The organism is Actinomadura miaoliensis, assembly GCF_039536785.1.
Lineage (GTDB): Bacteria > Actinomycetota > Actinomycetes > Streptosporangiales > Streptosporangiaceae > Spirillospora > Spirillospora miaoliensis.
This window is the reverse complement of sequence record NZ_BAAAZG010000040.1, coordinates 82581-101334: the sequence shown is the minus strand read 5'-3', so window position 1 is coordinate 101334 and position 18754 is coordinate 82581. Positions and strand designations below refer to the sequence as shown.

General features: G+C 74.0%; 17 protein-coding genes. 4 read left to right on the top strand and 13 right to left on the bottom strand.

The genetic code is table 11. From position 1 onward, the window contains the following. Positions 1-48: 48 nt before the first annotated feature. The 3 genes from ABD811_RS26655 (at position 49) to ABD811_RS26645 (ending at position 4465) form a co-directional block, all read left to right on the top strand. The gene (locus ABD811_RS26655) at positions 49-2751 is read left to right on the top strand and encodes a helix-turn-helix transcriptional regulator (RefSeq protein ID WP_344952954.1); all 2703 of its coding nucleotides are present in this window, start codon (positions 49-51) and stop codon (positions 2749-2751) included. A gap of 3 nt (positions 2752-2754) precedes the next feature. Further along, the gene (locus ABD811_RS26650; RefSeq protein WP_344952952.1) at positions 2755-3633 is read left to right on the top strand and encodes an alpha/beta fold hydrolase; all 879 of its coding nucleotides are present in this window, start codon (positions 2755-2757) and stop codon (positions 3631-3633) included. A gap of 271 nt (positions 3634-3904) precedes the next feature. Next, positions 3905-4465, top strand: coding sequence for a hypothetical protein (locus ABD811_RS26645; RefSeq protein ID WP_344952950.1), 561 nt, complete (start codon positions 3905-3907; stop codon positions 4463-4465). Here the strand turns inward: ABD811_RS26645 and ABD811_RS26640 are convergent. The 13 genes from ABD811_RS26640 to ABD811_RS26580 form a co-directional block, all read right to left on the bottom strand. After that, the gene (locus tag ABD811_RS26640; RefSeq protein WP_344952948.1) at positions 4457-4840 is read right to left on the bottom strand and encodes a cupin domain-containing protein; all 384 of its coding nucleotides are present in this window, start codon (positions 4838-4840) and stop codon (positions 4457-4459) included. The two genes, ABD811_RS26645 and ABD811_RS26640, sit on opposite strands and share 9 nt — an antisense overlap. Continuing rightward, a complete protein-coding gene (locus ABD811_RS26635; RefSeq protein WP_344952946.1) occupies positions 4837-5604 on the bottom strand; it encodes an HpcH/HpaI aldolase family protein in 768 nt (255 codons plus the stop codon). The genes ABD811_RS26640 and ABD811_RS26635 overlap by 4 nt, the downstream gene beginning before the upstream one ends. Further along, a complete protein-coding gene (locus ABD811_RS26630) occupies positions 5601-6749 on the bottom strand; it encodes a hypothetical protein (RefSeq protein ID WP_344952944.1) in 1149 nt (382 codons plus the stop codon). The genes ABD811_RS26635 and ABD811_RS26630 overlap by 4 nt, the downstream gene beginning before the upstream one ends. Positions 6750-6792: 43 nt before the next feature. Next, the gene (locus tag ABD811_RS26625; RefSeq protein ID WP_344952942.1) at positions 6793-7608 is read right to left on the bottom strand and encodes a fumarylacetoacetate hydrolase family protein; all 816 of its coding nucleotides are present in this window, start codon (positions 7606-7608) and stop codon (positions 6793-6795) included. Between the two features lie 134 nt (positions 7609-7742). Further along, positions 7743-8147 (bottom strand): nuclear transport factor 2 family protein, encoded by a 405-nt coding sequence (locus ABD811_RS26620; RefSeq protein ID WP_344952940.1) that lies wholly within the window; start codon positions 8145-8147, stop codon positions 7743-7745. 14 nt (positions 8148-8161) lie between these two features. Beyond that, positions 8162-8617 carry a VOC family protein gene (locus ABD811_RS26615; protein ID WP_344952938.1) on the bottom strand — a complete coding sequence of 152 codons (456 nt, stop codon included), beginning with the start codon at positions 8615-8617 and terminating at the stop codon, positions 8162-8164. A gap of 34 nt (positions 8618-8651) precedes the next feature. Further along, the gene (locus ABD811_RS26610) at positions 8652-9566 is read right to left on the bottom strand and encodes an ABC transporter permease (protein ID WP_344952936.1); all 915 of its coding nucleotides are present in this window, start codon (positions 9564-9566) and stop codon (positions 8652-8654) included. A 97-nt stretch (positions 9567-9663) separates the two neighbouring features. Then, entirely contained in the window at positions 9664-10797 is a 1134-nt protein-coding gene (locus ABD811_RS26605; RefSeq protein WP_344952934.1) for an ABC transporter permease, read from the bottom strand. Then, a complete protein-coding gene (locus tag ABD811_RS26600) occupies positions 10794-12389 on the bottom strand; it encodes an ABC transporter ATP-binding protein (protein ID WP_344952932.1) in 1596 nt (531 codons plus the stop codon). Before ABD811_RS26600 ends, ABD811_RS26605 begins: the two co-directional genes overlap by 4 nt. Position 12390: 1 nt before the next feature. Beyond that, the gene (locus ABD811_RS26595; protein WP_344952930.1) at positions 12391-13482 is read right to left on the bottom strand and encodes a BMP family ABC transporter substrate-binding protein; all 1092 of its coding nucleotides are present in this window, start codon (positions 13480-13482) and stop codon (positions 12391-12393) included. Beyond that, positions 13469-14905, bottom strand: coding sequence for an amidohydrolase family protein (locus tag ABD811_RS26590; protein ID WP_344952928.1), 1437 nt, complete (start codon positions 14903-14905; stop codon positions 13469-13471). The genes ABD811_RS26595 and ABD811_RS26590 overlap by 14 nt, the downstream gene beginning before the upstream one ends. Continuing rightward, positions 14902-15930, bottom strand: coding sequence for a zinc-binding dehydrogenase (locus ABD811_RS26585; protein ID WP_344952927.1), 1029 nt, complete (start codon positions 15928-15930; stop codon positions 14902-14904). Before ABD811_RS26585 ends, ABD811_RS26590 begins: the two co-directional genes overlap by 4 nt. 163 nt (positions 15931-16093) lie before the next feature. After that, the gene (locus ABD811_RS26580; protein WP_344952925.1) at positions 16094-17551 is read right to left on the bottom strand and encodes an aldehyde dehydrogenase family protein; all 1458 of its coding nucleotides are present in this window, start codon (positions 17549-17551) and stop codon (positions 16094-16096) included. A gap of 75 nt (positions 17552-17626) precedes the next feature. Here ABD811_RS26580 and ABD811_RS26575 point away from each other — a divergent pair, with 75 nt between their 5' ends. Then, the gene (locus tag ABD811_RS26575) at positions 17627-18706 is read left to right on the top strand and encodes an NAD(P)-dependent alcohol dehydrogenase (protein WP_344952923.1); all 1080 of its coding nucleotides are present in this window, start codon (positions 17627-17629) and stop codon (positions 18704-18706) included. Positions 18707-18754: the final 48 nt, after the last annotated feature.

The following is an 18754-nucleotide window of genomic DNA, read 5'->3' as shown; positions in this document are numbered from 1 at the left end:
CGCTCGACGGCCGACGTGCGGGTAGGGCGGCCTCCTACTGTGGGGTTCGTGCTTTACGGCAGGTCTGCGGAAATCAGCGCACTCGACGAGGTGATCGTGCGGGCCCGCGAGGGCTCCGGCGGCGCGGTGGTGTTGCGGGGCGAGGCGGGTGCGGGCAAGACCGCCCTGCTCGACGCGGCGGCCGCGCGCGGCGGCGCGATGCGCGTGCTGCGGACGACCGGCGTCGAGTCCGAGTCCGATCTCGCGTTCGCGGCGCTGCACCAGGTGCTGTGGCCGGTGACCGGCTCGCTGGACGCGCTGCCCGAACCGCAGCGCGACGCCGTGAGCACGGCCTTGGGGCTCGCCGCGGGCAGTGCCGGGGATCGGTTCCTGCTGGGCGCCGGCGTGCTGTCGTTGCTGGCCGAGGCGGCCGCTCCGGACGGGCTGATCTGCGTGGTCGACGACTTCCAGTGGGTCGACCGGGCCTCGGCCGACGCGCTGCTGTTCGCCGCCCGGCGGCTGGGGACGGAACGGATCGCGATGTTGTTCGCCGTGCGCGGGGACGTGCCGGTCAAGGGCGTGCCGCTCACAGTGGACGTGCGCGGCCTGCCCGAGTCCGCGGCGGCCGAGCTGCTGGAATCCCGCTGTGGTGGGCTGCCCGCTCATGTGACGCGGGATCTCGTCACGCTGACTCGCGCGAATCCGCTGGCCCTGGGCGAGATCGCCGCCCGCCTGACGCCCGCGCAGCTCGCCGGGCGCGAGCCGCTGCCCGAACCGTTGCCCGGTGGCGCCCGGCTGTTCGGCGACCGGGTGGCCGCGTTGTCCGCCTCTGCTCGGCTCGTCGCCCTGGTCGCCGCCGTGGAGGCCGACCTCGACCAGGTCCTGCGCGCCGCCGACCGGTTGTTCGCCGAGCAGCCGGTACGGCCCGGCGAGAACACGGGAGCCGGGGCCGGGCGGGTGGCGTTGGCCGAGCTGGAAGGGGCCGGGCTGGCGGAGGTGTCGGGCATGAGCGTGCGGTTCCGTCACCCGCTCATCCGGTCCGCGGTGCACGAGGCAGCCGCTCCCGCCGAGGTCCGCCGCGTGCACGCCGTCCTGGCGGAGCTGACCACGGACGATCGCCGCGCCTGGCATCTGGCCGGAGCCGCCCTGGGGCAGGACGAGCAGGTCGCCGCCGCGCTGGTGACCGCCGCGGAGCGGGCGCGCGACCGCGGCGGGTACGGCGCCGCCGCCACGGCCCTCGCCAGGGCCGCCGAGCTGACCCCCGAGCCGCGCACCCGGGCCGTCCGCCTGAAGGACGCCGCCGTCGCGGCCTGGCTCGGCGGCCGTCCGGGGCAGGCGGAGTCGCTGCTGGCCGAGGCGCGCGAGCGGGCCGGCGGGGACGCCGCCCTCGCCATGGAGATCGCCCGGCTCCGGGGCCGGTTCGAGCTGAACTCGGGGAACGCCGCCGAGGCCATGCGGATCCTGGCGGCGGGCGACAGCCTGGACATGCTGGCCGACGCCGCGGAGGCGGCCTCGTACGTCGGCGACACGGCGGCCATCGTCGAACTCGGCCGGCGGGCCGCGGCGCACCCCGAGGGGTTCCTGCGGGACACGGTGGCCGGGATCGGCCTGACGCTGGACGGCGACGCCGCCGGGCCGGGCCTGCTGCGGCGGGCGCTGGGGCGTGCCGGCGAACTGGAGGACGCGGCGGGGCACCTGTGGGCGGCGGCCGCGGCCAGCTACCTGGGCGAGTCGGACCTGGCCACCGAGATGGTCGGCCGGGCCGGACAGGTGGCCAGGGTGTCGGGGATGACGGGCCAGCTACCGGTGGTGCTGGAGTTCGTGGCGACCGCCGAGCGCATCGCCGGGCGGCTGGCGCGCAGCCAGGCCGTCTCCGAGGAGGGCCTGGAGCTGGCCCGCGAGGCCGGGTACGAGAACACGGTGGCCGCGCACCTGGCCAACCTGGCGGTGCTGGCGGCGCTGCGGGGCGAGGAGGAGTCCTGCAGGCGGCACGCCCGTGAGGCGCTGGCCATCGCCGTCCCCCATCGGGTGGGTATGCGGGCGGGGGTGGCCGCGTACGCGCTGGCGCTGCTCGACCTGTGCCTGGGCCGCCACGCGGCGGCGCACGACCGCTTCACGGCCATCGTCGCGGCGGGACCGGGCGCCGGGCATCCGACCGTGGTGTGGCGGTCGGCGCCGGACCGGGTCGAGGCCGCCGTGGGCGCGGGCGACGACGCGGGCGCGCGGGCGGTGCTGGCCGCGTACGAGCAGTGGTCGAAGCACGCCGCGACGGCCGAGTCGCACGCGCTGCTGGCCCGCTGCCGGGGCCTGGCCGAGTCGTCCGAGGACGCCTTCGCCGAGGCGCTGCGGCTGCACACCAACCCCTTCGAGGCGGCCAGGACCGCCCTGCTGCTGGGTGAGCGCCTCCGCCGCGCGCAGCGGCCCGGCGAGGCGCGGGCACATCTGCGGATGGCGTGGGAGACGTTCGAACGGGCGGGTGCCCGGCCGTGGGCGCGGCGCGCGCAGGACGAGTTGCGGGCGGCGGGCGAGAGCGGGCAGGCTCCGCCCGCGGCCGTGCTCGACGCGCTGACCCCGCAGGAGCTGCGCATCGCGGGCCTGGTCGCCGACGGGTTGTCGAGCAAGCAGATCGCCGCCCGGCTCTTCCTGAGCCCGCGCACGGTCGAGTACCACCTGTACAAGATCTATCCGAAGCTGGGCATCGGCTCCCGTACGGAACTGGCGCGGCTAGTAGTTCTACAGAAGGCGCCCGTGGCCGGCGACGACATGCTGTGAGACATGCAGAACGTGACCATCTGGAGTGAAGAGTTCGGCGCCGGGACCGACGAGCCGATTCTGTTGATCATGGGGTCGATGTCGCAGGGCATCCTGTGGCCGGACGAGTTCATCGGCCGCCTGGCCGCCGGGGGCCGCCGGGTGATCCGGTACGACCACCGGGACACCGGCATGTCGGGCACCGTCGACTTCGCGGCGGAGCCGTACACGTGGGACGACATCAAGAACGACGTGTACCGCGTGATGGACGCCCACGGCCTGGACAGCGCGCACCTGGTCTGCCACTCGGCGGGCGGGCTGCTCGGCCAGTTCGTCGCCGTGGAGCGGCCGGAGCGGGTGCGTTCGCTGACCGTCATCGGGTCCTCGCCGCTCGGCGGCGGCGAGGGCCAGGTGATCATGCGGGCCCTGACGGGGCAGCCGCAGCCCGAGGGGAGCCTGCCGGAGCCCACGCCGGAGTTCGTGGCCTTCTACCAGGCGCTGATGGCCGCCCCGCCGCCGGTGGACCGGCGCGCGCGGATCGACGGCATGATCGCCGAGCAGCGTCTGCTGCACGGCACCGGGCTGCCGTTCGACGAGGACGCGGCGCGCCGGCTGCAGGAGCAGATCTACGACCGGGCCCGTGACCTGTCGGCGGTGGCCAACCACCGGCTCGCCGCGATGGCCAAGCCCGACTTCGAGCCGGTGGGCGTGCTGCACCAGGTGAAGGCGCCCACGCTGGTCATCGAGGGCAGCCACGAGCCGGCCAAGCCGGGCCACAGCGCGATCATCGCCGAGCAGATCCCGGGGGCGCGGCTGATGATCGTGGCGGGCATGGGGCACACGCTGCCGCCGGAGGTGCACGAGGAGCTGGCCGCCGCCATCCTCGCGCACACGGCCGGGTGACGGCCGACCGGGAGCAACGGCACGGCCCTCGGCGGCCGGGCGGGGAGGGCTCAGGGGGCAGGCCGGCGGCGCCCCCGGGCCGTGCCGTTGGGAGCCCCGGTCGTCTCCGCCGGGCACGCTCATGCGGCTCGCCGGAGCTTCGGAAGACTCGGGCCTATAGGATTCGTGGCGGTCTTGATGGCGAGGGCGGCGACCCGTGGTGGCCGCCGGGCGGACGAGGCGGACCTGTCGCCTCGTCGATCGTCCATGGACGTGGCTCGCGGGAGATGACGTGGTGGGCGATGGGCCGGTGCTGGAGCTGAGGATCACGCAGGGCCGGCTCGCCGCCCGGACGGTGATGACCTGCACGGCGATGGCCGTCGTCTGCATCGGGCTCGCGAGCCTGTTGGCCGCCTCGGAACTGCCGCGTGTCGTGTCGTCCGGGGGTTCGCTGGTGCTCGGCTGCGTCGCGGCGGGGCTGCTGCTGGCCGTGCTGGTGGCCCTGCCGACCCTGTTCGGCGGCGACCCCGCCCTGACCGCCGACGGCATCCGCATGAAGGTCTTCGCCTGGGACCGCACCCAGACCGTGATCCCCTGGTCGGCGATCGAGCGGCTGTGGATAGCCCGCACCGGCCAGTTCGACTACCTGTACGTTCTGCCGCGTGAGCCTGAGCGGTACCGGCGGGGGCGCGGGCTGCTGCGGGCCGGGCTGATGTCGCAGATGCATTCCGCGCAGGGCAGCGCCCTGCACATCCACCTTCCCGCCGACGGGATTTCCCAGGAGCGCGTCCGCGTCGCCGTCGAGCAGTTCAGCGGCGGAGCCGTCCGCGTCACCGCCGCGCCGTCATCGTGACCGGTTCAGGTAGGTCAGGGACGCGGCGAAGTCGGCTCGGGGCGGCACGAAGATGTCGATGTTGACGCAGGGTTCCTCCAGGGGCTCGACGTAGTGTTCGGCGCCTCGCGGCACCAGCAGAAACGAGCCCGCGGTCATTTCGTGGGGGACGCCGTCGACGTAGTAGTTGCAGCGCCCCTCGGCGATGTAGACGAGCTGGTCGAAGTCGTCGTGGCTGTGCGGGTTGAGGTCCATGCCGACGGACAGGCGGTGGTGGGCCAGCATGACCTCGTCGGTGGAGTAGACGCGGCGCCGTACGCCTCTGCGCAGTTCGGTTTCGGGGATGTCGTCCCAGTTGATGACGCGGCCGTAGAGCCGCGGGTTGCGTTCCGTCATCCGTTTCCTCCTTGGGATGCGGCTGCTTTGAGACCGGTGGCGAGGATTTGCAGGTCGGAGCCGGTGACGAGGTAGCGGGCGGCGGCCAGGCCGTGGGCGGCCGCCGTGTCGGGTGAGGGCGTCCAGCCGCCGAAGGCGATGCCGTGCTCGGCCGCGGCGGCGGCGATGCCGGTGACGGCCGCTCGGAGCCGCTCACCGCCCGGCTCGGCGCCCAGGCTCACGGCGAGGTCGGTGACACCGACGAACACCACGTCCAGGTCGCCGATCAGGGGCTCCCAGGGGCCGTGCACCGGTGTCTCGATCTGGCCGACGAGCAGGGGCGGAGACTCGGCCTCGTCCCGCAGGAAGGCCCGGAGACCACCTTCGCGCAGGCCGAAGCGGGCGGTGCGGTTGGCCATGCTGATGGAGCGGGTTCCGGCCGGGGCGAAGCGTGTCGCCTGGAGCAGTGCGCGGGTTTGTGCCGGGTCGTGGAGCATGGAGAGCTGGAATCCGGCGGCGCCGTTCTCCAGCAGACGGCAGATCTGCGGCCCGTCGACCGCGGGGATGCGGACGAGCGCCGCCAGTCCGCACAGGTCGGCGTGGCGGACCAGGGCGATCGCGTCGGATTCGGTGAGGGTCGAGTGTTCCAGGTCGACGACGACGAAATCGAAACCGGCCTCGGCACAGATCTCGACCACGTCGCACGAGGGCAGCTTGACGAACGTGCCGGTGACGCGGCGGCCCGACGTCAGGGCGGCGCGTATCCGGGACCTCGCCGGACTCATGACGGGAGGCCGCGCCAGGGCGTGATCTCCACGGCGCCGCCGTCGTGCAGGACGAGGGTCGGTTCGAGACGGGGCGCGACGATCGTGTTGCCGGCGGCGTCGGGCAGCTCCACCTCGTCGGTCTCGGTGACGACGGTGATGTGGGCGGGCCCGCCGACCGACAGGCGCCCGTAGCCCTCGGCGTCGAGGCCGAGCAGCGCGGCGGGGCGGACGGTGGCGCGGGTGACGGCCTCCACGAGCGGGACGCCCAGGGCGATCAGCTTGGACATGCTGGTCAGCAGGTCGAAGACCGGGCCGCGCCAGTTGCGGGCGCTGGTGTCGGACGACAGGACGTCGGGCAGGAAGCCGGACGCGATGGCGCGGCGGGCGATCTCGAAGCTGAGGTTGCTGCGGCCGTGGGCGGAGTCGAACAGGACGCCGCGGTCGCGGGCCTCCAGCACGGCGGGCAGGACGGTGTCGCCGTCCAGGATGCCGTGCGGCTTGCCGGTGTAGCAGTGCGCGACGACGTCGCCGGGACGCAGGTACGACAGGACGACCGGCAGCGGTTCGGACGTCTCGCCGATGTGCACCATCAGCGGCAGCCCCGCCTGTTCGGCGACCGTCAGCGACTTCTTCAGCAGCGTCTCCCACTGCTCGCCGACCACGTCCTCGGACAGGCGGATCTTGAAGCCGCGTACGACGTCGGGGTTCGCGGCGGCGGTCTCCAGGGCGTCGTCGGCGACGAGCGTGTCGGGGTTGAGCAGCTCGCCGAAACGGAAGTCGATGAGACCGAGCACCGAGACGTTCAGGAAACTGACGACGCGCATGTCCACCGGTTCGACGATCAGCTTGCGGAACGCGGGGAACGTGGACGCGCCGGCGGTGCCCGCGTCGGCGGCGGCGACGACGCCGCGCCGCAGGTGCGCCTCCTCGGGCGGCGCGCCGACCTGCGACACGTACTGGAAGATGTGCGTGTGCCCCTCGACCAGGCCGGGGAGCACCAGGCTCCCGGCACAGGAGGTCACGCGGGCGGCGTCGGCGGCCAGGCCGGGGCCGATCGCCGCGATGGTCGAGCCGTTGATCGCGACGTCCAGTCGGTCGTGGGTACCGGACGCGGGGTCGATGACAGTGCCACCGGTGAGCACGTGGTCGTAGCGGGTGGGCATGGCGGTGGGCTCCCGATCTGGTGAGGGGACGGGGGACGGCGGGTCACGCGGAGATCCGGTTGGTGAGCGGCAGCACGCCGTCGACCTCGACGCGGACGGTGTCTCCGGGGGTGAGGAAGGCACCGAGGTCCTGGCCGGTGCCGGCGGGCGTGCCGGTCAGCACGACGTCGCCGGGACGCAGCGCGGCGTACCAGGAGACGCGGGACAGCAGCTCGGGGATCGGGAAGATCATCGCGGCACTGGTGGCGTCCTGGCGCGGCTCGCCGTTCACCCAGGCGCGCACGCCGATCGCCGCGCTGTCGGCGATCTCGTCGCGGCCGAGCAGGGACGCGCCGAGCGCGGTGAAGCCGGGGAAGCTCTTGGCCAGGACGGGCGCGGCGGTCGCGCGCATGACGTCGCGGGCGGTGAGGTCGTTGGCGGCGGTGACGGCGGCGACGGCGTCCCACGCCTCGGACGCGGCGGCGCGGTAGAGGGGGCGGCCGAGGACGACGGCGATCTCGGCCTCGTAGTCGAGTTCGGCGGTGCGGCCCGACGGGACGCGGACGGGTGAGCCGGGCGCGCCCAGTGACGAGGGCGCGGCGAGGTAGAGGATCGGCTCGTCGGGGAGGGGGCGGCCGGTGGTCTCGGCCTTGCAGCGGTAGTTCAGGCCGACGCCCCACAGCGCGCGGGGACGGGGCAGGGGCGGCAGGACTTCGTCCTCGGTGAGGGGGACGCGGCGGACGACCCGGGCGGCGGCGAGGGACTCCAGCGATCCGGTCTGCTCGATCAGGGTGCCCGCGTCCGGGTACGGCGTGTCGAGCACGGCGACCGCGCCGTCCTCCACCCGGCCCAGCCCGGCCGCGGTCATCACAACATGCACGACGTCATCTTTCGATGCGAGATAGATCGCTGTCAAGAAATAAGAGATGGCATCTCACCATGCAGGATGAGGCCCTGCGGGCAGGCCGAGGCGGCGGTGCGGCCACCCGGCCGCACCGCCGCTCGCGGGGCAGGTCAGAGGGTGTCGAGCTGGCGGTTCACCTCACCGCTGTCCCAGTAGTCGACGCGGTGGGCGATCAGGCCGTCGGCGGAGACTCGGAAGCGGAACACGCCCCGTACGCGGACGGGCGCGTGCCCCGCCGAGGCGAGCCGGAACGACATCCAGTACGCCAGCACGGCGCGCACGTCCCGGACCACCAGGTCCTCCACCTCGTACTTCAGGCCGGTGAAGTCGGCCAGGAAGCCGTCCAGGCGCTCGCGGTAGGCGGCCCGCCCGATGACACCTTGGCCCGTGGACGACACGTGCTCGCTGACGAAGTCGTCGGTGACGCAGGCGGCCACGGCGTCGGCGTCGTGGCGGTTGAGCGCGGCCAGGTAGCGCAGCACCGCGGCGCGGGTCCGCTCCTCGACCCGTGTCACGGCGACGTCGGTGCTCAGGATCCGTCCCCCCAAAGCTTGCGGACCGTCTCGAAGACCTTCTGGTTGTGGGAGATCTCGATGACGTTGCCGTCGGGGTCCTTCAACGCGCAGATGTAGCCGACGGGGCCGGGCATGTCGCGCGGCTCCCAGTGCAGGCACCCCATCTCGCGCGCACGCTCGGCCATGGCGTCCACGTCGCCGCGTTCGGGCACCTCGATGCCGATGTGCGCGAACGGCTGGAGCAGCCCCTGCCGCTTCCCCTTGTCCTTGTTGAAGGACACCAGCACCAGCACGAACGGCGTCTCGACCTGCCCCTCGTTGGACAGCCAGGCGCTCTCGCCGTCCGCGTCCTGGAACCGCTCGACCACCACCAGCGGGGTGAGCGCGGTGTAGAACTCGATCGACCTGTCCAGGTCGCCCGTGGGCAGCGCGACGTGCGTCCAGCGTGCGCGGGTCAGTCCGGTCGTCATAGTGTCTCCTCCTCGAGATCATTTCCACACACGGTCATGTCGAACCCCGCTGGAAGGGCGCGCCGAGCGCCCGCGGCTCCCGGTCCCTGGCGGCGAACGCCAGCATGACCAGCAGCGCCAGCAGGTACGGGGCGACGATCAGCAGCTGGGAGTTCAACGTCACACCCAGCGCGGGCAGCGCCAGCCGCAGCGCGTCGGCCAGCCCGAACAGGGCGCAGCCCAGCAGCGTGCGACCCAGCCGCCACGCACCGAAGATCACGGCCGCGATGACGATGTACCCGCGTCCGGCCGTCATGTTCTGGCTGAACGAGCCGACCTCGCCGACCGCCAGGTACGCGCCGCCGAGCCCGGCCAGCGCGCCGCACCACAGCAGGGCCTGGCGGCGCCGCGCGTTGACGTCGATGCCGGTCACGTCGGCGGCCTGCGGGGCCTCGCCGACCGCGCGCAGCTCCAGGCCCCACCGGCTGCGCTCCACCAGCCACCAGGTCAGCGGCACCAGCAGGAGCAGCAGGTACGCGGGCCAGCGTTCGACGAACAGGGCGCGCCCGACCACCGGGATGTCGCGCAGCACCGGCACGCTGACCTGCCACACCTGGTGCCCGCCGAACGTGCCGGTGGTGATCAGATAGCTGGTCAGGCCGAGGACGAGGGCGTTCAGCACCAGGCCCACCACGAACGTGTTGATCGCCGCGCGGTGCGACAGGGTGCCGTGGACCAGCCCGACGGCCAGCCCCACCAGCACGCCCGCGGCCAGCCCGGTGGTGGCGCTGCCGGTGGCGGACGCGACGGCGATCGACCCGAACGCCCCGCCGAGCATCATCGCCTCGACGGAGATGTTCACCGTGCCCGCCCGTTCGGCCAGGTACTCCCCGCACGCCGCGAACGCCAGCGGCACCGTCAGCCGCGCCCCGCTCGCCAGGATCGTCGAGACGTTGTCCACCGCGCTCATGCTGTCTCTTCCGCTCGCCTCCACGGCGCCCTTTGGGCGCCGCCTTCCCTCCTCGCAGGCTCGTCGGTCCAGGCGGCGCCGCGCCGCTCCGGCTCGCTCATGTGAGCACCTCTTCCCGGACGGGGGCGGCGGTGGCACGGGCGGCGCGGCGGGACGCGCGGTCGCGCAGCGCGGCGACCACCACCGGCGGGATGACGAACGCCAGCACCAGCAGCGACTTCACCACGTCCACCAGGTACGACGGGACGCCGGTGGCGGCCAGGAAACCGCCGCCGGAACGCAGCACGCCGAACAGCAGCGCCACCGGGATCGCCGCGACCGGACGGTTGCGGGCGACCAGCGCCACCAGCAGCCCGTCCCAGCCGATGTTGTTGGAGATGCCCGGCTGGAGGCGGTTGGTGCCGACCGGGCTGGCCAGCAGCACCGCCCCGGCGAGCCCGGCGAACGCGCCCGACAGCGCCAGCGCCGTGCCGCCCAGCGCGGCGACGCGGACGCCCGCGTGCCGGGCGGCGCGCGGGTTGAGCCCGAGCATCGTCAGCCGGAAGCCCCACCGGGTGCGGGCGATCACCACGGCGGCCACCACCGCCGCGACCAGCGCCAGGATCAGCCCGCCGTTGATCTGCAGACCCGGGTACTGGCCGAACGAGCCGAGCAGCGCCCCGTCCTGGATCTTGTTGGACTGCGGCGAGACGGTCGCGTTGCCGAGCCGCGTCTCCTGCAGCAGCCAGGGCGTGTTGACCGCGTACGCGACGAGCTGCTGCGCGAGGAAGGTCATCAGCAGGGTGCTGACGACGACGTTCACGCCACGCAGCCGGTGCATCAGCGAGCTGAGCCCCGCCCAGGCGCCACCCGCCAGCGCGGCCGCCGCGAGGACGAGCACCAGCAGGACGGGTCCCGGCACGGCCAGGCGCAGCCCGACCCACGCCCCCGCGAGAGCGCCGATCAGTACCTGGCCTTCCTGGCCGAGGTTGAACACGCCCGCGCGGACGCTCAGGCACGTGCCGACCGCGACGAGCAGCAGCGGCGCCGCGTACAGCAGCGTCGAGCTCCAGGCCGTCCGGTCGGCCACCGAACCCCGCAGCAGCGCCTCGACGGCGTCCGCGGGCGACCCGCCCGTGACGGCGACCAGCAGCGACGACAGGGCGAGCGCCACCGCCACGGCCAGCACGGTCACCCCGGCCGTCGGCGCGCCCCCGGGCCCGAGGAGCACCCCCGGCCGCACTCCGTTCATGCCGCCACTCCTCCGACGAGCATGCCGAGGCGTTCGGGGCTGGCCTCGGCGGTGGGCAGCACGCCGGCCACCCGGCCGCGGGAGATCACCGCGATCCGGGACGCCAGCGCCATGACCTCCTCCAGCTCGGTGCTGACCAGCAGCACCGCGACGCCGGACGAGGCGGCCTTGCGCAGCCGCAGGTACATGTCCTCGATGGCGCCGACGTCCAGCCCGTGCGTGGGCTGCGCCGCCACCAGCACCGACGGGTTCGCCGACAGCTCCCGGGCCAGCACGAGCCGCTGCTGGTTGCCGCCCGACAGGCTGCGCACGGGCGCGTCCAGCGACGGGGCGACGATGTCGAACTCGGCGGCCAGCCGCCGGGCGATCTCCAGCATGCGGCGCCGGTTGAGCAGCCCGCCGCGTCCGCCGACCGCGTCCAGCGAGTTCATCACCAGGTTCTCGGCGACGCTCATGTCCAGCACCACGCCGGAGTCGTGCCGGTCCTCGGGGACGATGCCGAGCCCGGCCCGGTGCAGCGCCCCCGGACGGGACAGGTCGACGGGCTCCCCGCCGATCTCGACCGTGCCGAAGTCGGGCTCGACCAGGCCGGACAGCACCTCGCCGAGCGTGGCCTGCCCGTTGCCCTCCACGCCGTACAGCCCGACGATCTCGCCGGGCGCCACGTCCAGCGTGAGGCCGTCGAGCAGGGCGACGCCGCCGGAGCGCACCACCAGGTCGCGCAGCCGCAGCGCCGGGACGCCGCCCTCCGGCTCGCCGGCCGGTTCCCGGGAGGGGGACGCGGCGCGGCGCTCCACCGGCAGCATGCCGACGGCGGCGGCCTCGGCGCGCAGCGAGACGTCGCGTCCCACCATCTGCCGCGCCAGCTCGCGCGGGGTGGTGTCGGCGGTCGCGCTCTGGAACACGACCCGGCCGCCGCGCAGCACCGTCACCCGGTCGGTGGCCGCGGTGATCTCGGCCAGCTTGTGGCTGATGAGGATCACCGCGCGGTCCTCGCCGCGCACCACCTCGCGCAGCACGCCGAACAGCTCGGCGGACTCGGCCTGGGTGAGCACCGAGGTCGGCTCGTCCAGGATCAGCACGGACGGGTCGCGGCTCAGGCACTTGATCAGCTCGACCCGCTGCCGTTCCCCGGCCGACAGCCGCGCCACCCGGGCCGCCGGGTCGATCGGCAGCCCGTAGCGTTCGGCGACCCGTTCGACCTCGGCGCAGGCGGCGGCGCGGTCGACGCGGCCGGTGTCGCCGAGGATCACGTTCTCCCAGACGGTCAGCGGCTCCACCAGGCTGAAGTGCTGGTGCACCATGCCGAGGCCGAGCGTCACCGCCTCCTGGGGGCTGCGCACGTCCACGGGCCGGCCGTCGTAGTGGATCGTCCCGGCGTCGCGCCGCACCAGCCCGAGCAGGATCTTCATCAGCGTGGACTTGCCCGCGCCGTTCTCGCCGAGCAGCCCGTGCACCTCGCCCCGGTGGACGGTCAGGTCGACCGCGTCGCAGGCGACGACCCGGCCGTACCGCTTGCCGATGCCGCGCAGCCGCAGCGCGGGCTCGCCCGGGGGCGGGCCGCCGCCCGTACGCATCCGCTGGTCGGCCATGTCAGGCCCCCAGCCGCCGCACCTGCTCGGCCGGGTCGATCTTCTTGTCGCCGATGTCCTTCATGAAGGCGTCGAGCTTCTGCTTCTGCTCGGCGGTGCCGCCGCACAGCTTGACGGTGGGGTACGGGTCCTTGCCGACCGTCCACACCTTCTCCACGCCCATCGCCAGCTTGCCGTCGGCGAACTGCTTGAGCGCCTCGGTGAAGTAGTCGCCGGGGCTGAAGATGACCGACACGTCGAACTTCGGGGCGGTGGAGGCGCACCGGTCGGTGCCGGGGGTGAGCGTGATCAGCTTCTTGGTGTTGGCGAGCGCGGTCGCCGCGTCCGTGGAGCCGCCCAGGTAGGGGTAGACGACCTGGGTGCCCTGGTCGATCTGCGCCTGCACCGCCTCCTTGGCCTTGGCCGAGTCGTTCAGGTCGCCGGTGTAGGTGGTGGTGACGGTCGCGTCCGGCAGCACGGTGCGGATGCCCGCCTTGAACGCCTTGGCCGCCGCCTCGGTGAAGTCGGCCTGGGCTCCGGTGACGAACGCGGCCTTGGTCGCGCCGCGCGACTGCATGAGGATCCCGGCGGCGTACCCGGCGGTCAGGATGCTCTGGTTCGGGTCGTCGGTCGACAGCATGATCTTGGGGGTCTGCTGGATGTTGCCGGACGTGGGCACGTACCAGGCGGTCTTGGCGCAGGCGGCCTCCTCGGAGGCGGGGATGGCGTCCTTGAGCTCGGACGCGCCGAGCGCCACCATGTCGACCTTCTGCTGGCACAGCGCGCGGGCCGCGTTCAGCGCCTCGGTGGTCGGGACGCTGCCGCGCTTGATGACCGTCCACCCCTTGGACTTGGCGAACGCGTCGGCGCCGTCCACGAAGCTCTGGTAGTAGCCCTTGTCGTTGATGTCGCCGGGGCTGAGCACGCCGATGACGACCTTGCCGTCGCCGTTGAGGTCGGGCTCTCCGGGCGGGACGGTGCCGCCGCCCGCGGCGGTGGCGCCGCCGGTGCTCTTGTCGGCGGTGACGTCGGATTCGGCGCACGCGGCCAGGGACAGCATCGCGGTACAGGCGAGCGCCGCGCCCGCGAGCCGTGCCGCTCTACGGTGTTCCACCACGGGGATCCTTTCGGTCGGGCGGGGAGGGAGGACGGGGAGGGGAGGGGACGGCGGCGACCACCGGCCAGCGGCGCGGGATCCGCAGGCCGGTGCGGCGCAGCAGTCCGGCGGACAGCCGGGCCGCCTCGTGGCGGAGGGCGTGGACGTCGACGGTGGTGACCTCACGGTCGCGCACGACGACCTTCCCGTCGACCACCACGTCGCGGACGGTGTGCGTGGGAGCGCCCCACACCAGGTGGGTGGCCAGGTCGCCCGGCGGCGTCCAGGCGGGGCCGCGGGCGTCGAGAACGACGAGGTCGGCGGCCTTGCCGACCTCCAGCGACCCGACCGTGCCGCCGAGGCCGGCCGCCTCGGCGCCGCGGCGGGTGGCGAGCGCGAACGCCTCGTCGGCGCGGATCGGCCACGCGCCGCGGTCGTTCTCCAGCCCGGCCAGCAACGCGGCGGCGCGCAGGACGTCGGGTGCGTCGGCGGCGTTGTGGGAGTCGCAGCCGAGCGCGACGCGGCCGCCGCGCCGCACCAGCTCGCCGTGCCGCCCGGCGCGCGTGTAGCCCTGGCGCAGCCGCAGGTAGGCGGCGGGGCAGGACGCGACGGCGGTGCGGGTGGCGAGCACGGCCTCGACTTCGGCGTCGTCCAGCCACACCGCGTGGCCGAGCAGCAGCCGGGGGCCGAGCACGCCCAGCCCGCGCAGGTGGACGAGGGGACGTTCGCCGGTGCGCCGCAGGTAGGACTCGGCGTCGCCGGGGCCGGGCGACATGTGCCAGGTGACGCCGACGCCGAGGCGTTCGGCCAGCTCGGCGGCGCCGATGAACAGCTCGTCGCTCACCAGGTCGTGCCCGACGAGCGTGATCCAGCCGGTCACCGGGCCGTCGGCGGGCAGCGCCCGGACGATGTCCTCCTGCCAGGCGAGGGCCTCGGCGGCGGGCAGCGTGTAGGGCACGCCGGGCGCGTCCCAGCCCCAGCCGCCGACGCGTCCGCGGATCCCCGTCCTGAGGAACGCGGCGGCGACCCGTTCGGGGTGGGCGACGGTGCCCGCGTCGAGCACGGTGGTGACGCCCCGGGTGAGGCAGTCGACGGCGGTCAGGGTCGCCGCCAGCTCGTCGTCGCCGCCGGTGACCCGCGCGTGCAGCGGCACCGCCCAGTCGAAGATGGCCTGCCGGGAGTCCAGGTCGTCGGGGATGACGCTGCGGATCAGCGGGTCGACGGTGCTGTGCTGGTGCGCGTTCACCAGCCCGGGGATGACGACGCATCCGCGCGCGTCGATCTCCGCCTGCGCCGGGTGGCGTGCGCGCACCTCGTCGTCGGCTCCGATGGCGAGGATCCGGCCGTCGGCGACCGCGATCGTCGCGTCGGTGACGACCCGCCGGTCCTCGGCCATCGTCACCACCGTCCCGCCCGCGACCAGCAGCTCGGCGGCGGTCACGGGCGGACCAGCACTTTGCCGACGGTGGCGCGGGACTCGGCGGCGGCGAACGCGGCGGGCAGGTCGGTCAGGTCGTACTCGGCGGCGAGCGGGACGCGCAGGCCGCCCGCGAAGAAGGCGTCGAGCATCGCGGCGAAGTCGGCCTCGGTGTAGGCGCCCGAGCCCAGCAGCCGCAGCCCCCGGTGGTAGATCTCCGAGAGGGAGAAGGTGACCTGGTCGCCGCCGGTGTTGCCGAACATCACCAGGCGGCCGCCGGTGCGCAGGCAGTCGATGGACGCGCGCCAGGTCGCGGCGCCCACGTGGTCGAGGGCGACGTCGGCGCCGCGTCCGTCGGTGCAGCGCCGTACGGCGGCGGCCACGTCGGCGTCGTTGCGCACGATCACGTCGGCGCCCAGGTCGGCGGCGAGGGCCAGCTTGGCGTCGCTGCCCGCGACCGCCACGACGTGCGCGCCGGCGCGTTTGGCCAGTTGCAAGGCGGCGATACTCACCGCGCTCGCGGCGGCCTGCACCACGACGACGTCTCCGGCGGACACCTCGCCGACGCCGAACGTGGCGCGCCAAGCGGTGCTCCACGCGGACGGCAGGGCGGCGGCGTCGGCCAACCCCACGTGGCCGGGGACGCGGTGGACGACGCGGGCGGGCACCGCCACGTACTCGGCGAAGCCGCCCGCGACGTTGCCGCCGACGACGCGCAGCGCCGGGCAGTGTCCGGGCCGGCCGGCGCGGCAGGACGGGCAGTCGCCGCAGCCGAGCGTCGGGTCGATGACCACGCGGTCGCCGGGGGCGTGGCCGCGCACCCGGTCGCCGACGGCGGCGACGTGCCCGGCGACGTCCATCCCGGCGATGTGCGGGAGGCGGAAGCCCGGCAGCACGGCCGGGCCGCGCCGCTGCAGGATGTCGAGCCGGTTGAGGGCGCAGGTCCGCACCCTGACCACCACGTCGCCCGGTCCCGGTTCGGGGTCGGGGACCTGCCGCGGCGTGACCACCTCGGGGCCGCCGAACCCGGTCTGCACCAGCGCTCTCACCGTGCCTCCGACCGCTCGGGCCTCATCTCGCATTGCGAGCCACCGACTCACAATGTGAGGCAACTGTGAACCGCGCGCCGGGCCGCTGTCAACACCCCGGGGGAAACTGGCCGCACCCGCAACCCGCAGGTAACAGCAGTTGAGCGCAGGTCACGCGGATGGGTCAGCGGTCGAGCAGGCGGACGGCGACGGCCTTCTCCTGGGTGTACTCGCGCAGCGCCCCGTACCCGCCGCCACGGCTGAAGCCGCTGTCCTTCTGCATGTTGAAGGGGAAGCCGATGACGCCCGCGTCGTGGAACTGGTTGACCGCGACCTGCCCGGCGCGCGCCTGGCCCGCGACGTGCAGCGCCCGCGACACGTCGTTCGTCCACACGCAGGCGAGCAACCCGAAGTCGGTGGCGTTCATCAGCTCGACCGCCTCGCGCGTGCCCGAGAAGCCCTGCACGGCCAGCACCGGGCCGAACACCTCCTCGCGGACGATCCGCATGTCCGGCGACACCTTGTCGAAGACGGTCGGCTGGACGAACAGGCCGTTCGGGGTCAGGTCGGCCGGCCCGCCGCCGGTCACCACCCGCGCGCCCTCGCGTTTCGCGTCGTCCAGGAAGCCGAGCACGCGCCGGTACTGGGGCTCGTTCACCAGCGGCCCCATGTCGAGGTCCTGGTCCCAGCAGCCGAGGCGGACGGCGCGCATGCCCTCGGCGACGCGCTCCACCACCTCGTCCCGAATCGCCTCCTCGACCAGCAGCCGCGAGCCCGCGTAGCAGTTCTGCCCGGCGTTCTCGGTGATGGACTGGACGATGGCGGGGATCGCGGTGTCCAGGTCGGCGTCGGCGAACACCACGTTCGGCGACTTACCGCCGAGTTCCAGCTTGACGGGGACGAGGTTGGCGGACGCGGCGCGCATCACCGCGCGGCCGGTGGCGGTCGACCCGACGAAGCTGATGTGGTCGACGTCCGGGTGCGCGGTCAGCGCGGCGCCGGCGTCCGCGCCGAGCCCGGTGACGACGTTGAGCACGCCCGGCGGGAATCCGGCCTCGCGCGCCAGCCCGGCCAGCGCCAGCGGGGCGAGCGGCGCGACCTCGGACGGCTTGAGCACGACGGTGTTCCCGGCGGCGAGCGCGGGCGCGACGTTCGCGGCGGTCAGCACGGCCGGGACGTTCCACGGGATCACGGCCGCGCACACCCCGTACGGCTCGGGGACGGTGTAGCCGAGGTAGCCGGGCGTGCGGGTGGGCAGCGTGACGCCGGTGAGCTTGTCGGCGGCGCCCGCGAAGTACTCGATGATGCCGCGCGCGATGAAGATGTTCGTCCGGCCGCCCGACAGCGGCTTGCCGACGTCCTGCGCCTCGTAGCGGGCGAGGTCCTCGACGTACTGGCCGACCAGCCGCGCCCAGCGGGCCAGCAGGGCGCCGCGTTCGGACGGCGAGGTGGCGGCCCAGGCGGGGAAGGCGCGGCGGGCGGCGGCCACGGCGTCGCCGACGTCGGCGCCCGTGCCGAGGGCGACGGGCTGGATGGTCTGCCCGGTGGCCGGGTCGAGAACCGGCAGTTCGCCCTTGTCGCGGGCCGGTGTCCACTCCCCGTCCATGAGCAGCCGGGAGACCGGAATTTCGAGTTCGGACATACCGGAAATCCTTGACCGGCAATATCCCACATGTCAAGATGCCATATCTCTTTGTGAAATTACTCGGGAGGGCGCATGCGCGTCACCGCCGCCGTTCTCCACTCCCCCGGCGAGCCCTTCGCCCTACGGGACGTGGAACTGCACGGCCCCCGTCCCGACGAGGTCCTGGTCCGCGTGACCAGTGTGGGGATCTGCGCCACCGACCTGGAATTCGCGACATTCTTCGGCACTCCCGCCGTGCTCGGCCACGAGGGCGCGGGCGTCGTGGAAGAGGTCGGCGAACGGGTCACCTCCGTCTCTCCCGGCGACCACGTCGCGATGACGTTCCACTCCTGCGGACGGTGCCGCCAGTGCCTGACCGGCGCGCCCGCCTACTGCGCGCACTTCGACGCGGTCAACTTCAGCGGCCGCCGCCCCGACGGTTCGTCGGCCGTGTCGCTGGACGGCACCGAGATCAACGCGCATTTCCTCGGGCAGTCCTCGTTCGCCGACCATGTGGTGGCGCCCGCCCGCGCGGTGGTGCCGATCGGCAAGGACGTGGACCTGACCGTCGCCGGACCGTTCGGCTGCGGCTTCCAGACCGGCGCGGGCGCGGTGCTCAACGTGCTGCGTCCCGGTCCCGGGTCCTCGCTGGCGGTGTTCGGCGCGGGCGCGGTCGGGGCCGCCTCCGTCGCCGCCGCCGTGCTCAGCGGCTGCTCGGTCGTCGCGGCGGTGGACCTCAACCCGGCCCGGCTGGACACCGCCACCGCGCTCGGCGCCACCCACGCCGTCCCGGCCGGTGACGGCGCCGCCGACGCGCTGCGCTCCATCGCCCCGGACGGCTTCGACTTCGCCATCGACACCACGGGCCGCGCGGACGTGCTGCGCACCGCCGTCGAGTCGCTCGCCCCGCTCGGCCGGTGCGGGGTGGTCGGCGTCGGCCCGAGCCCGGAGATGAGCTTCGACTGGCGCAGCGTCCTGAACGGCCGCACCGTCACCGGCGTCATCGCGGGCGGCTCGATGCCCCAGGTCTTCCTGCCGAAGCTGCTCGACCTGCACGCCGCCGGACGCTTCCCCGTCGACCGGCTCGTCACCCGCTTCCCGTTCGACCGGTTCGACGAGGCCGTGGACGCGGCGCGGCACGGCACGGTCGGCAAGGCCGTCCTGACCTTCTGAGACACCCGGTGGCGCGGCCGGGGAACACCGCGCGCACGCACTGCGCAT